Annotated in this window: 13 protein-coding genes and 2 tRNA genes; 6 read left to right on the forward strand and 9 right to left on the reverse strand. The window is 61.4% G+C overall.

The genetic code is table 11. The features are described from left to right. Positions 1-119: 119 nt before the first annotated feature. The 5 genes from ACVRRC_RS17360 to leuC all read right to left on the reverse strand — a co-directional run bounded on the left by ACVRRC_RS17360 (position 120) and on the right by leuC (position 5,784). Positions 120-1,130 (reverse strand): aspartate-semialdehyde dehydrogenase, encoded by a 1,011-nt coding sequence (locus tag ACVRRC_RS17360; RefSeq protein WP_049324431.1) that lies wholly within the window; start codon positions 1,128-1,130, stop codon positions 120-122. 134 nt (positions 1,131-1,264) lie between these two features. After that, positions 1,265-2,377, reverse strand: a complete 1,113-nt coding sequence (gene asd / locus ACVRRC_RS17365; RefSeq protein WP_013982519.1) for an aspartate-semialdehyde dehydrogenase — start codon at positions 2,375-2,377, stop codon at positions 1,265-1,267. Positions 2,378-2,431: 54 nt separating this feature from the next. Further along, complete coding sequence (leuB, locus tag ACVRRC_RS17370) at positions 2,432-3,514, reverse strand: 3-isopropylmalate dehydrogenase (protein ID WP_013982518.1); 1,083 nt, start codon at positions 3,512-3,514, stop codon at positions 2,432-2,434. A gap of 183 nt (positions 3,515-3,697) precedes the next feature. Continuing rightward, the gene (gene leuD / locus ACVRRC_RS17375; RefSeq protein WP_472997290.1) at positions 3,698-4,345 is read right to left on the reverse strand and encodes a 3-isopropylmalate dehydratase small subunit; all 648 of its coding nucleotides are present in this window, start codon (positions 4,343-4,345) and stop codon (positions 3,698-3,700) included. Positions 4,346-4,356: 11 nt separating this feature from the next. Next, complete coding sequence (gene leuC, locus ACVRRC_RS17380) at positions 4,357-5,784, reverse strand: 3-isopropylmalate dehydratase large subunit (RefSeq protein ID WP_125886443.1); 1,428 nt, start codon at positions 5,782-5,784, stop codon at positions 4,357-4,359. Between the two features lie 148 nt (positions 5,785-5,932). On the opposite strand from leuC, the gene ACVRRC_RS17385 reads away from it, so the two are divergent. Continuing rightward, positions 5,933-6,805 carry a LysR family transcriptional regulator gene (locus ACVRRC_RS17385; RefSeq protein ID WP_011912924.1) on the forward strand — a complete coding sequence of 291 codons (873 nt, stop codon included), beginning with the start codon at positions 5,933-5,935 and terminating at the stop codon, positions 6,803-6,805. Positions 6,806-6,856: 51 nt separating this feature from the next. On the opposite strand, the gene ACVRRC_RS17390 is transcribed toward ACVRRC_RS17385, so the two are convergent. After that, complete coding sequence (locus ACVRRC_RS17390; protein WP_011912923.1) at positions 6,857-7,303, reverse strand: Hsp20 family protein; 447 nt, start codon at positions 7,301-7,303, stop codon at positions 6,857-6,859. 129 nt (positions 7,304-7,432) lie between these two features. Between ACVRRC_RS17390 and ACVRRC_RS17395 the strand changes: the two genes are divergently transcribed. Beyond that, on the forward strand, positions 7,433-8,179 hold the full coding sequence (locus tag ACVRRC_RS17395) for an SDR family oxidoreductase (RefSeq protein WP_472997291.1): 747 nt from the start codon (positions 7,433-7,435) through the stop codon (positions 8,177-8,179). A gap of 6 nt (positions 8,180-8,185) precedes the next feature. Here ACVRRC_RS17395 and ACVRRC_RS17400 read toward each other — a convergent pair whose 3' ends face one another. From ACVRRC_RS17400 to ACVRRC_RS17410, 3 genes are all read right to left on the reverse strand, one after another. Continuing rightward, positions 8,186-9,160, reverse strand: coding sequence for a tRNA dihydrouridine synthase (locus ACVRRC_RS17400; RefSeq protein WP_020306116.1), 975 nt, complete (start codon positions 9,158-9,160; stop codon positions 8,186-8,188). Between the two features lie 77 nt (positions 9,161-9,237). Continuing rightward, complete coding sequence (locus tag ACVRRC_RS17405; RefSeq protein ID WP_125856516.1) at positions 9,238-9,531, reverse strand: hypothetical protein; 294 nt, start codon at positions 9,529-9,531, stop codon at positions 9,238-9,240. A 26-nt stretch (positions 9,532-9,557) separates the two neighbouring features. Continuing rightward, positions 9,558-9,869, reverse strand: coding sequence for a hypothetical protein (locus tag ACVRRC_RS17410; RefSeq protein ID WP_472997292.1), 312 nt, complete (start codon positions 9,867-9,869; stop codon positions 9,558-9,560). Between the two features lie 398 nt (positions 9,870-10,267). Here ACVRRC_RS17410 and ACVRRC_RS17415 point away from each other — a divergent pair. The 4 genes from ACVRRC_RS17415 to ACVRRC_RS17430 all read left to right on the forward strand — a co-directional run bounded on the left by ACVRRC_RS17415 (position 10,268) and on the right by ACVRRC_RS17430 (position 13,456). Further along, positions 10,268-10,344: transfer RNA gene (locus ACVRRC_RS17415), tRNA-Met, on the forward strand. A 159-nt stretch (positions 10,345-10,503) separates the two neighbouring features. Then, positions 10,504-10,580: transfer RNA gene (locus tag ACVRRC_RS17420), tRNA-Met, on the forward strand. 848 nt (positions 10,581-11,428) lie between these two features. Next, positions 11,429-12,202: a hypothetical protein gene (locus ACVRRC_RS17425; RefSeq protein WP_014596440.1), complete on the forward strand. Its 774-nt coding sequence runs from the start codon at positions 11,429-11,431 to the stop codon at positions 12,200-12,202. 75 nt (positions 12,203-12,277) lie between these two features. Continuing rightward, positions 12,278-13,456: a DegT/DnrJ/EryC1/StrS family aminotransferase gene (locus ACVRRC_RS17430; protein WP_061373467.1), complete on the forward strand. Its 1,179-nt coding sequence runs from the start codon at positions 12,278-12,280 to the stop codon at positions 13,454-13,456. The last annotated feature ends 9 nt before the right edge of the window (positions 13,457-13,465 follow it).

A 13,465-nucleotide genomic window follows, 5' to 3' on the forward strand; every position in this document is an offset into this window, starting at 1 on the left:
CTCGAACTACGAGAGGGTCTTATTTCACTGCCCGCGCCACCTTACGGTGGCTCCCCTTCAGCGATAAGCCGTTCAGCGCATCGGCTAGAAATATTCTTTGAATTTCCAGTAAGTATCTTTTACAGATAGTCTTTTATCAACAACTCACCGGACTGCACAGCATTCAGTGCCGCGCCTTTTCGCACGTTATCAGACACAATCCACAAATTGACTTCACGCGGGTCGCTGGTGCCTTGGCGGACCCGGCCGACATGAATGACGTCCTGCCCCACGGCATCCTCGACCGCGGTCGGATAGTCACCAGCCTCGACCAGTTCGATGCCGGGCGCCGCGTCCAGTGCTGCCGTCAACGATTGCATGTCGGCTTCGGCGCCACCCAGCAGAGAAACCACCAGACTCTCGCCAAAGAAAACCGGCACCTGGATGAAGGTTGCGGCAACCTGCAATTTCGGAAGACCCAGCAGCTGCCGAAGCTCTGCTGCCACACGTCGCTCCTGATCGGCATGCCCGGCGCCGTCAAGCTCCTCGACCTGGGCGAGCATATTGAAAGCCATTTGCCGACCAAATACCCGAGGTTCGAGCGGCCTCGCGTTCAGCAGCTCGCTGGTCTGCCGCGCAAGCTCCTTGACACCCGCACTACCGCGACTGGAGACCGGCAGGCAAGCCGTAACCGTAACGCGCTGCAGATCCAACTGCTGCTGGATAGGTGCCAACGCAATCGCGAGCGCGACCGACTCCGGCAGCGGGCTGCTGAAGCAGCGGCAATCGGAGATCGCCTCGACTCGGCCACCATTGACCTCCGGCACCAGACAAGGCTGCTGCTCGACCGCGACCGTAGCGGACAGATCGATGACTCTGCATCCAGCGGCCTTCGCGCTGACTCGGCATCGAGCGGCCATATCGCTCGCACCGACGAGAAACACCAATTGCACGCGAGTGAAATCGAACCGATCCGCATCGCCGGTGCGCAGGTTACGTCCCTTGAACGGCACGCTGTGGCCGATACCCTCGCCGCTATCCAGCAAGTGCAGCTCGGAAAGTGGAAATCCACGCTCTTCGAGCACTTCGACCAGGGCCTCACCTACCAGGCTGACCGCTCCTACAACCGCAACTCCGACAAGCGAGGGCATCATCTTCTCCATGCATCAGGACGGGCACTGTAGCGAAATGGCTGATCGCTGCAAGCAGCGCCGCCGAGCGGCGCGCTGCGCAGACGAAAACGCCGCGACGAATCGCGGCGTTTCGGCACTTCAAGCAATGCTCATCAACGTTCCAGCAGGATACGCAACATGCGGCGCAAAGGCTCGGCGGCACCCCACAGAAGCTGATCGCCGACGGTGAACGCGCCCAGATAATGCGAGCCCATGTTCAGCTTGCGCAGGCGCCCGACCGGAACGCTCAGCGTGCCGGTCACTGCCGCCGGGCTCAGCTCCTGCATGCTGGCGTCGCGATGATTGGGCACCAGCTTGACCCAGGGGTTGTGCTGGCTGATCAGCCCCTCGATGTCGGAGATCGGCACATCCTTGTTCAGCTTGATGGTCAGCGCCTGACTGTGGCAACGCATGGCCCCGACACGTACGCAGATACCATCGACCGGAATCGGGTTCTTGAAGCGACCAAGGATCTTGTTGGTTTCGGCCTGTGCCTTCCACTCCTCGCGGCTCTGCCCGTTCGGCAGCTCCTTGTCGATGTAGGGGATCAGGCTGCCGGCCAGCGGCACGCCGAAATTGTCGACCGGGAAGGCCTCGCTACGCTGGGTTTCGGCCACCTTGCGGTCGATGTCGAGAATGGCGCTGGCGGGATTGAGCAGGTCGTCGGCCACCGCCGCATTGATGGCACCCATCTGCTTGATCAGCTCGCGCATGTTCTGCGCGCCGGCACCGGACGCCGCCTGATAAGTCATGGCACTCATCCACTCCACCAGGCCGGCCTCGAACAGGCCACCCAGCCCCATCAGCGCCAGGCTGACAGTGCAGTTGCCGCCGATATAGTTCTTGGTCCCGGCATCCAGCTGCTGGTCGATCACGCGGCGGTTCACCGGGTCAAGCACGATCACCGCGTCGTCCTGCATGCGCAGCGCCGAGGCGGCGTCGATCCAGTAGCCCTGCCAGCCGGCTTCGCGCAGCTTGGGGAAGACTTCGTTGGTGTAGTCGCCGCCCTGGCAGGTCAGGATCACATCGAGACCTTTCAGCTCGTCGATGCTGTAGGCGTCCTTCAGCGCAGCGGTTTCCTTGCCAATATCGGGGCCCTGGCCGCCAACGTTGGAGGTGGTGAAGAACACAGGCTCGATCAGGTCGAAGTCCCGCTCTTCCAGCATCCGCTGCATGAGCACGGAACCGACCATACCGCGCCAACCGATCAGACCTACACGTTTCATCGCAACTACACCTATAGAAAAAGTGGCCCGCGCAGATTAAGGCGGGCCGAAAGATTACAACTTCGCGAGGGCCGCGACTACTGCATCACCCATCGCCTGAGTACCGACTTTGTTACAACCTTCGGACCAGATGTCGCCAGTACGCAGGCCCTGATCGAGCACATCGCTTACCGCCTGTTCGATGGCATCGGCCGCCGCCACCTGGTTGAAGCTGTAACGCAGCATCATCGAAACGGAAAGAATGGTCGCCAACGGGTTGGCGATACCTTTGCCGGCGATGTCCGGTGCCGAGCCATGGCACGGCTCGTACATGCCTTTGTTGCCAGCGTCCAGCGAGGCGGACGGCAGCATGCCGATCGAGCCGGTGAGCATGGAGGCCTCGTCCGACAGGATGTCGCCGAACATGTTGTCGGTGACGATTACGTCGAACTGCTTCGGCGCGCGCACCAGCTGCATGGCCGCGTTATCGACATACATATGGCTGAGTTCGACTTCCGGGTAGTCCTTGGCGACTTCCTCGACAACCGCGCGCCACAGCTGACTGGAAGCCAGCACGTTCGCCTTGTCCACCGAGCAGAGCTTCTTGTTGCGCACCATGGCCATGTCGAAACCGACCTTGGCGATGCGGCGGATCTCGCTCTCGCTGTACGGCAGCGTGTCGTACGCCATGCGCTCGCCGTTCTCCAGCACCTTGCTCTCGCGCGGCTGGCCGAAGTAGATGCCACCGGTCAGCTCGCGCACGATCAGGATATCCAGACCGGCGACGATTTCGGGCTTGAGCGACGAGGCATCGGCCAACTGCGGATAGAGCAGCGCCGGACGCAGGTTGCCGAACAGGCCCAACTGGGAACGAATCTTCAGCAGACCACGCTCCGGACGGATGGCCGGATCGATGGTGTCCCACTTGGGCCCGCCGACCGCGCCCAGCAGAATGGCGTCAGCGGCGCGGGCGCGCTCCAGCGTCTCGTCGGCCAGCGGCACACCGTACTTGTCTACGGCCGCACCACCCAGCTCGTCATAGCTCAGCTCGAAGCCCAGATCGAACTTGTCACTGGCCAGCTGCAGCACCTTGACCGCCTCGGCCATGATTTCCGGGCCGATGCCATCGCCGGGGAGAACCAGAATCTGTTTGGACATTTCCTATTCCTTATAAGAGGTCACATCGAGGCAGGGCGTACCGATGGGCTGAGCCCACCTGGTTTTTCGTTCGGCACCAGCCTCGGCTTTTTTGCGTTGCCAGATGGCGCCGAGCAGTCAGGGCGCCATTGCGAGGATCTTTTCGCAGGATGAGACCGAACCTCACCCTGCTTGTCGTACAGACTACTTGATCGCGCCGAACAACCAAGGCTGGCTCTGCTGGTGGCGAACTTCGAAGGCCTTGATGGCCTCGGCGTCCTGCAGGGTCAGGCCGATATCGTCCAGACCATTGAGCAGGCAGTGCTTGCGGAAGGCATCGACCTCGAAGCCGTATTGCTTGCCGTCCGGACGGGTAACGGTCTGCGCAGCCAGATCGACGGTCAGCTGGTAGCCTTCGGTCGCCTCGGCCTGCTGGAACAGCTCGTCCACCTCCTCTTCTTCCAGCACGATCGGCAACAGGCCGTTCTTGAAGCTGTTGTTGTAGAAGATGTCGGCGAAGCTCGGCGCGATGATGGCGCGGAAGCCATATTCGTCCAGCGCCCACGGCGCATGCTCACGGGAGGAGCCACAGCCGAAGTTCTCGCGGGCCAGCAATACGCTGGCGCCCTGATAACGCGGGAAGTTCAGCACGAAGTCCTTGTTCAGCGGACGCTGCGAGCAATCCTGGTTCGGCTGACCGACATCCAAATAGCGCCACTCGTCGAACAGGTTGGGACCGAAGCCGGTGCGCTTGATCGACTTCAAGAATTGCTTCGGAATGATCTGGTCGGTGTCGACATTGGCGCGATCGAGTGGGCAGACCAGGCCGGTGTGTTGGGTAAAGGCTTTCATGTCTTGTCTCCTCAGGCCTGGATCAATTCGCGTACGTCGATGAAGTGGCCGGTAACCGCTGCGGCAGCAGCCATCGCGGGACTGACCAGGTGGGTACGCCCGCCCGCGCCCTGGCGGCCTTCGAAGTTGCGGTTGGAGGTCGAGGCGCAATGCTCGCCGCTGCCAAGCTTGTCCGGGTTCATCGCCAGGCACATGGAGCAGCCCGGCTCGCGCCATTCGAAGCCGGCCTCGATGAATATCTTGTCCAGCCCTTCGGCCTCGGCCTGCTGCTTGACCAGGCCGGAACCCGGCACCACCAGCGCCTGCTTGACGTTCGCGGCGACCTTCCGCCCCTTGGCGACTTCGGCTGCGGCGCGCAGATCCTCGATCCGCGAGTTGGTGCACGAACCGATGAACACGCGATCCAGACGAATGTCGGTAATGGCCTGATTGGCCTGCAGGCCCATGTACTTCAGCGCGCGGGTGATGGAATCCTTCTTCACCGGGTCGGCCTCTACGGCCGGGTCCGGCACGTTCTGATCGACAGCCAGTACCATTTCCGGCGAGGTGCCCCAGCTGACCTGCGGCTTGATGTCCTCGGCCTTGAGTTCAATGATGGTATCGAACACCGCGTCGTCGTCGGAAACCAGGTCCTGCCACAGCTTCACGGCCTTGTCCCAATCGGCACCCTTCGGGGCGTAAGGCCGCCCTTCGACGTAGGCGATGGTCTTCTCGTCCACGGCGACCATGCCCACGCGGGCGCCCGCCTCGATGGCCATGTTGCAGATGGTCATGCGGCCCTCCATGGACAGGTCGCGAATCGCGCTGCCGGCAAATTCCAGTGCATGGCCATTGCCACCGGCGGTACCGATCTTGCCGATCACGGCGAGCACGATGTCCTTGGCGGTGACGCCGAACGGCAGTTTGCCTTCGACGCGCACCTGCATGTTCTTCATCTTCTTGGCCACCAGGCACTGGGTGGCGAGCACATGCTCGACCTCGGAGGTGCCGATACCGTGGGCCAGTGCTCCGAAGGCGCCGTGGGTGGAAGTGTGCGAGTCACCGCAAACCACGGTCATGCCCGGCAATGTCGCGCCCTGCTCCGGGCCGATCACGTGGACGATGCCCTGACGCACGTCGTTCATCTTGAATTCGAGGATGCCGAAATCGTCGCAGTTCTCGTCCAGCGTCTGCACCTGAATGCGCGAAACCTCGTCGGCAATGGCCTCCAGACCACCCTGGCGCTCGCCCTTGGTCGTCGGCACGTTGTGGTCCGGGGTGGCGATGTTGGCGTCGATGCGCCACGGCTTGCGATTGGCCAGGCGCAGCCCTTCGAAGGCCTGCGGCGACGTCACTTCGTGGAGGATGTGACGGTCGATGTAGATCAGCGACGAACCATCATCGCGACGTTTCACCTCGTGCATTTCCCAGAGCTTGTCGTAGAGCGTCTTGCCGGCCATCGGACTTTTCCTCATCTGCTTTCTATGCGGGGCGAATAGCCCTTGCGCTTATGGGGTCGATGCTAGGGGCTTGCATTGAATTACTCAAATTCATATTTTTCATCCGATGCATTCCTGACTGGAATTCACAACCATCCGGAAGTCTTCCATGGATCTCGCCAACCTCAACGCCTTTATCGCAGTCGCGGAAACCCGCAGCTTTTCCCTGGCCGCCGAACGCCTCCATCTGACCCAGCCGGCGGTGAGCAAGCGCATCGCCGCGCTGGAAGCACAGCTGGATGTGCGCCTGTTCGATCGGCTGGGCCGCGACGTCAGTCTCACCGAAGCTGGCCGCGCCCTGCTCCCCCGCGCCTACCAGATCCTGAATGTACTGGACGACACCCGCCGTGCCTTGACCAACCTCAACGGCGATATTGGCGGACGGCTGAGCCTGGCGACCAGCCATCACATCGGCCTGCATCGGCTGCCGCCTCTGTTGCGCGCATTTACCCGCGCGCACCCGCAGGTCAGCCTGGATATCCGTTTTCTCGATTCGGAAGTGGCCTATGACGAGGTACTGCACGGCCGTGCCGAGCTGGCGGTGATCACCCTGGCGCCACAGACCGCCGAACCGGTGCTGGCGGTGAAGGTCTGGGACGATCCACTGGATTTCGTCGTCGCGCCTGAGCATCCGTTGGCCAGCAAGGCGGATATCACCCTGGCGGACGTCGCCGGCCACCCGGCGGTATTCCCGGGCGGCAACACATTTACCCACCACATCGCCCAGCGCCTGTTCGAGCGCGAGGGACTGACACCCAACATCACCATGAGCACCAATTACATGGAGACGATCAAGATGATGGTCTCCATCGGCATTGCCTGGAGCGTGCTGCCACGTCGCATGCTGGACGAACAGGTGGTCAGCCTGCCCTTGCCGGGTGTCCAGCTGACACGACAGCTCGGCTACATCCTGCACAGGGAACGCACCCTGTCCAATGCGGCCAGGGCCTTCATGGCGCTGCTGGATGCCGAACGCGACTGACTGGCTAGAATGAAAAAGGGCGCCATTCGGCGCCCTTCTCCTGTCAGCGGATCAACCCTCCAGCGCGGGTCGTTGGTCGGCATTGATCGGAATGCGCTTGGGCTTGGCCTCTTCCGGCACGACCCGAACCAGATCGATGTGGAGCAGGCCGCTATTAAGCGCTGCGCCCTTCACTTCGATGTGATCGGCCAGACGGAACGACAGCTTGAACGCCCGCTGGGCGATGCCCTGGTGCAGATAGGTGACGTTCTCCGCCTCGTTCTCGCGGCGGCCGCCAGTGATGGTGAGTACGCTACGCTCTACCTGCAGATCGAGGTCGGATTCCTGGAAACCGGCGGCAGCCACCACGATGCGATACTGATCGTCGCCGTGCTTCTCGATGTTGTAGGGCGGGTACGAGCTGCCGGTGTCGTTACGCAGGGCCGACTCGAACAGGTCGTTGAAGCGATCGAAGCCCACGGATTGCCGGAACAGAGGGGCCATGGGGAATGAACTCATGATAAACCTCCTGAAATCAGCGAGTTGAAACGGGCGGGACCCGACTTCGGCATCCCGCTGAGCCCTAGATAGGAACCGCATAACGGATTTCAAGAGGCTGCAAACGAGCCAGGCGACGAGAGGTAGCACATGTCCAGAGTCATGCTGATCACAGGCGCCAGCCGCGGCATCGGCGCCGCCACTGCACGACTGGCGGCGCACCGGGGCTATGCCTTGTGCCTGAACTATCACCAGCGCGCGGATGCCGCGAACGCGGTGCTCGAGCAGGCCCGCGGCCTGGGCGTGACGGCGATCGCCGTACAGGCCGACGTCGCTGACGAGACCCAGGTGCTGCACATGTTCGAAGCCATCGACCGGGAGTTCGGCCGGCTGGACGTGCTGGTCAACGACGCCGGCATGCTCGAGCAGCAGATGCGCCTGGAACAGATGGATGCGGCGCGCTGGACCCGCGTACTGGGCGCCAACGTGATCGGCAGCTTCCTGTGCGCACGCGAGGCGATCAAGCGGATGTCGACGCGCCATGGCGGCAGGGGCGGCGCCATCGTCAACCTGTCTTCGGTGGCCGCCCGCCTCGGCGCACCAGGCGAATACATCGACTACGCGGCCGCCAAGGGCGCCATCGACAGCATGACCCTGGGCCTGGCCAAAGAGGTCGCCAGCGAAGGCATCAGGGTCAATGCAGTGCGCCCGGGCGTGATCCATACCGATATCCACGCCGCCGGGGGTGAGCCGGATCGTGTCGAGCGGGTCAAGGCAAGTGTGCCGATGGGGCGCGGCGGGCAAGCCGAGGAAATCGCCGAAGCCATCCTCTGGCTCGCCAGCGAACAGGCCAGCTATACCAGCGGAGCGCTACTGGATGTAGCCGGTGGGCGTTGATTCGGCTCAGGCCAATGCGGCGGCACGCAATTCGCGCGTATCGACGCCGAGCATCGCATCGATCCGCGCGCAATCGTTTTCCCGGCGCAGCTCGGCGAACAGCGCCACCGCCTCCGGATAATTGCGAGTCAGGAGGGCCAGCCACTGCTTGAGCCGACCCGGCGCATAACGCGGCGCGATCTTTCCTCGCGCTTGCTGCCAGAAATCCAGCAGCACGGGGCGGAATTCCTCCCAGCTCATCGGCGCGATCTGCTGGCCGGCTTTAGCCGCAGCGATCTGCCGGGCCAGGTCCGGACGTGAAACCAGCCCGCGCCCCAGCATGATGTCCTCTGCCCCGCTGACCTCACGGCAGCGGCGCCAGTCCTCCAGCGACCAGATATCGCCATTGGCATAGACGGGCACCGGCACTACCTCCTGCACCCGCGCGACCCACTCCCAATGCGCAGGCGGCTTGTAGCCTTCGACCTTCGTTCGTGCGTGCACCACCAACTGCTCTGCCCCGCCGGCCACCAGCGCGCGGGCGCAATCGAGTGCGCCGTCCGGGCTGTCGAAGCCGAGGCGCATCTTGGCGGTTACCGGGATATGCGCCGGCACGGCACTGCGTACTTCACAGAGAATCGCATGCAGCAGGTCCGGCTCCTTCAGCAGCACCGCACCGCCACGGGATTTGTTGACGGTCTTGGCCGGGCAGCCGAAGTTGAGGTCAATGGCCGGTGCCCCGAGCGTGCAGGCAAAGGCGGCATTGTCCGCCAAGCAGATCGGGTCGGAACCCAGCAACTGAACGCGCACCGGTGTGCCCGCGCGAGTGAGCGCACCGTTCTTCAACTCCGGGGCGAGCTTGCCGAAGCTGCTCTGCGGCAATAGGCGATCAGACACGCGGATGAATTCGGTCACGCACCAGTCGACGCCGCCCATTCGGGTAAGGACGTCCCGGAGGATTTCGTCGACCAGCCCCTCCATGGGTGCCAAAGCAATCTGCATACCGGTCACTACATGATGAAAAGGCCGGCATTGTACGGATGCGTCGCGCCTTTATGAATCAGCGCTAGCTGGCCGACCTATTCCTCTATGGTTCCGCCAATGGTGTCGGTCCCGGTAGTCGCACCCATGCCACCCGTCGTTCCGGTATTGCCGGTGCCCATGGTGCCCAGATCGCTGTCGCGCTGGCCGCTGGAATCCTTTTCGCCATCGGAGCCGCCGCGTTCTTCCGGGGACGCAGGCATGGTATCCACCGCGTCCTCCGCGGCTCCGGAAGCTCGAGCGTCGCCGTGCTGCTTATCCGACGACTCCGCGAACGCACCAACTGAGCTGAGCAGAACCAGTGCTGCCACTGAGGCAATTATCGATTTCATGGAAACCTCCTGATGGTTGAGAGCCGCTAATCGCTGCGCCTCTCCAGCTTCGGCCGACGGCGATGTTCCATATCGGTTTCATTGCCACCATGACCGGGCTCGGCCGAATCATCCAGCTGCTCGCCAGATGGCTGCCTGGAACCGCCCTGATCGGTGCGCTCGGCTTCGTCGAGATGCTCTACGCCGCTGCCGATGCCCATCGAACCGTTACCGGCTGCACCGCGATCCGGCGCGCCAGTGTTCTGCGCCACGGGCACCCCAGCGAAAGGCAGCTCCAGGCTCTGTGCGCCCGCCGTGGAAGCGAGTAGCGCGAGCAGCAACGTCGTTGGAACACGCATAACCGGTACCTCCGCATTCGTCCGCCTGAACGTTTGGCAGCAGCCCTCGCCTTGAGTGCGATGGCTGGCGACCGATGGCGCTCCGGAACCGCTTTTCGCCACCGGGGTCACAACCTCAAGGACGATGATCGATTACACAGAGGAAGCACCGGATGGAACCTGCGCTCATAGTTGCGATGATGGTACTGGGCTGGATCTCGGTCGCGCTCGCCATGTTCTGGGGCATGTTGCGGATCGCCCGGCGGCACCAGCCACAGCAGACGCCCCGCCCCCTCCGGCCCGCTGCTTCGCCTGACTCCCCTGCCCCATTGCCCCTTCGCTCCTGGCAGGCCAGCCTGGTTTCCCGACGATTTGAAATAAACCCGTGACAGCAGCGTTCAAAGCTGTAGAATGCGCCTCGCGGGATGGAGCAGTCTGGTAGCTCGTCGGGCTCATAACCCGAAGGTCGTCGGTTCAAATCCGGCTCCCGCAACCAATTCGAAAGGCCACTCAAATGAGTGGCCTTTTTTGTTATGGCGCTGTTCCAGATTGCACACCGCAAGCCATGGCACGGCTAAGCATTTGAAGGAAAAAGCTTTTTTCAGCCCAGGTGATTGACATCGCCTCTCCGGGCTGTAGAATGCGCCCCCACAGACGCGGGATGGAGCAGTCTGGTAGCTCGTCGGGCTCATAACCCGAAGGTCGTCGGTTCAAATCCGGCTCCCGCAACCACCTCAGAAAAAGGGGCCACTCGAAAGAGTGGCCCCTTTTTCGTTTTGCCTATCAAGCTCGATTCTATCCGCTCCTTTCTTCGCCACGGACCTCCTTCTCCGAATCGATGCACGGAATTAAACCTTCAGGCAAATAGTTGCTTGATGCACTCGGAATAACACCCTGTATCTTTATACAACTGCATCAGCCACCCCGGGTTGACTATTCAGCGTGCATCTAATTATCGCTTTTTTATATAACGTTAGCTGATAGCGCTTCTTTTCGCTCTTGCGGGACGCAAACCTTTTCCGATCAATAAGTTAGACTCGCTGAGCGCCACCCACGCAGCCGCCATAACAAATTTTTGGCTTGCCCGCTTGACTTGTTTCACATTATGACGGATATCTATTCGCACCAGGGAGCAATACGTCACAGAGCAGTTTAAGACCAACAGGACAGGTCAAGTTTTGTGATGAAAGATTTAATCCCCTGCCTGAACTAAGCGTTTCTTTTTTAGTAGAAGCGCGAGGGCTCTTGTTGTCACTCGTTTTCAAATGGCTTCTGGAAAACTGTTCCGGGTGCGGTAGCTTTGCCCGAATGGCTCCAGACCCCATGAAATCTGGGTGACAGACAGTTCAAGCCCGCAGGCCAGGCATATATATATGACAAGAAAACTTTTCAACAGCTTATATAGGCTGATGGCGGTAGCTTTGTCTCTTTAATTTAAAGCCTCCGCATTAAGCGTGCCCTCGTTTACCTGCCGTCCGTATTAGTTGCAGTCCCGCTACAGCCCAAGCTGAACGACGCCCAGGCGCCGCTCCATTCAAATCAGCATTGCCTCACCTAGCCTTTGCGCAGGGAGAACGACCGTGTCATCCATCTTTTATAATTTGAAAGATCAGGATCAGGCTTACATCGCTTCGCAAATAAACAAACAAGGCTTTGCCTGCCTGCACGACTTCCTGAATAGCATTCAGTTGCATCAACTACGCGAGCAAGTACAGGAACAGGCTCGACGACATAAAGGCGAGTACTTCGCCTACCACGGCGGCGAGGAAGTAGCAGACTCGTTGCTATCCGTGCTGGGGGCCGCGCCGGAATTCCAGAAGTTGCTGGCCGATGTCTACCGGGCCTGCGCCGGGCGAGCCGCACACAGCAATCGCATTTACATGGTGATGCGCTGCGTGCAAGGGCAGACGGGGCGCAAGGAGTCGAACTGTTACCACTTCGACGCCTCGCTGGTCACCGCCCTGCTGCCCGTGGAAATCCCCCAGGACGGCAACGAACGAGGCGATCTGCTGATGTTTCCCAACCTTCGCCCCATCCGCCACTTCGTGCTGTTCAACGTGCTGGAAAAGGCGCTGTTGCAAAACCGCCTGAGCCGAAAGCTGATCACCTGTGCGATCGGCATCGGATTGCTCAGGCCGCAGCGGCTGCAATTGGTCCCCGGCAACCTCTACCTGTTCTGGGGCTATCGCTCGCTGCACGCCAACGAACCCTGTGACCCGGCGAAGCTGCGCGCCACCGCCATCTTCCATTACGGCGACCCGCATGCCGGGAGTCTGCTGACCCGCCTGATCCTTCGAAACAACCAGCGCAGAGCAAGACGCGCCAGCGAAGTGGGTGAGCAACAGCCCGTCTGAGCGAGCGCACCTTCGGCCCATCCGCTCGCTTGCCGGGCCGTTCCGGCTGGCGAGCCATTCGATAAGGAAATCCCCATGATCAACGTGACCAAGTCCTACCTGGGCAGCAAGAACAAGTTCAAGGCATATGTCGACCGCATCTACAACACCGGCTGGCTCACCAACAACGGCCCCCTGGTGACGGCCCTGGAACAACGCCTCAAGGACTACCTCGGCGTTCGCAACATCATTCTCACCAACAACGGCACCATTGCCCTGCAGATCGCCTATCGCGCACTGGGCATCACCGGCAGTGCCATCACTACCCCGTTCAGCTTCGTCGCCACCACCAGTTCGCTGCAATGGGAAGGCATCCGGCCGATCTTCGCCGATATCGATACGAACACCTGGAACCTCGACCCGGAGCAGATCGAACGACACATCCAGCGGGACACCTCGGCCATCGTCGCGACCCATGTATTCGGCAACCCCTGCGATGTGGAGCGCATCGAACAGATCGCGCGCAAGCACAACCTGAAGGTCGTCTATGACGGCGCCCATGCCTTCGGCGTCTTGCACAAGGGCCGGTCGGTCTACAATTGGGGCGATATCAGCACCCTGAGTTTTCACGCCACGAAGCTGTTCCACACTATCGAAGGCGGTGCCATCGTCACCAACGATGACGAACTGGCCGCGCGGGTTCGCCTGCTCTGCAACTTCGGCATCGTCGATACCGATCAGATCGACGGCATCGGCATCAACGCCAAGCTCAACGAGTTTTCCGCCGCCATGGGCATGTGCGTGCTCGATGACATCGAGATGATCCTCGAATGCCGAGCGGAGATCGGCCAGCGCTACGAACGGCGCCTGGGCGAGCATTTCGAGCTGCAGCGGCCGCAGCCGGATTCGAGGTGCAACTACAGCTATTTCCCCGTTGCGCTGGCCGACGAGTCCCAGCTGCTGCGCTGCCGCGGCCAGCTCAATGCGAATGGCATCAATCCACGGCGCTACTTCTATCCGTCCCTGGACACGCTGGAGCACCTGCAGCCGCAGGTTCCGCAGACCCGATCACGGGCGCTGAGCCGCAAGGTGCTGTGCCTGCCGATCTATCCCGGCCTGCCGCGCAAGGTGCAGGAGAAGGTCGTGCAGACGCTGATCCAGGAATCGATCCACAGCACCGAATCTAGCCGGACCCTGTTCCAGCCCTTCGCCGATGCCTTCGGACTGCTCGGCGCAGACCAGATGGCTACTGCCGAGTACAAGCACATCTCCTGAAGTTCGAGG

This window comes from Stutzerimonas sp. LR2 (assembly GCF_055755175.1).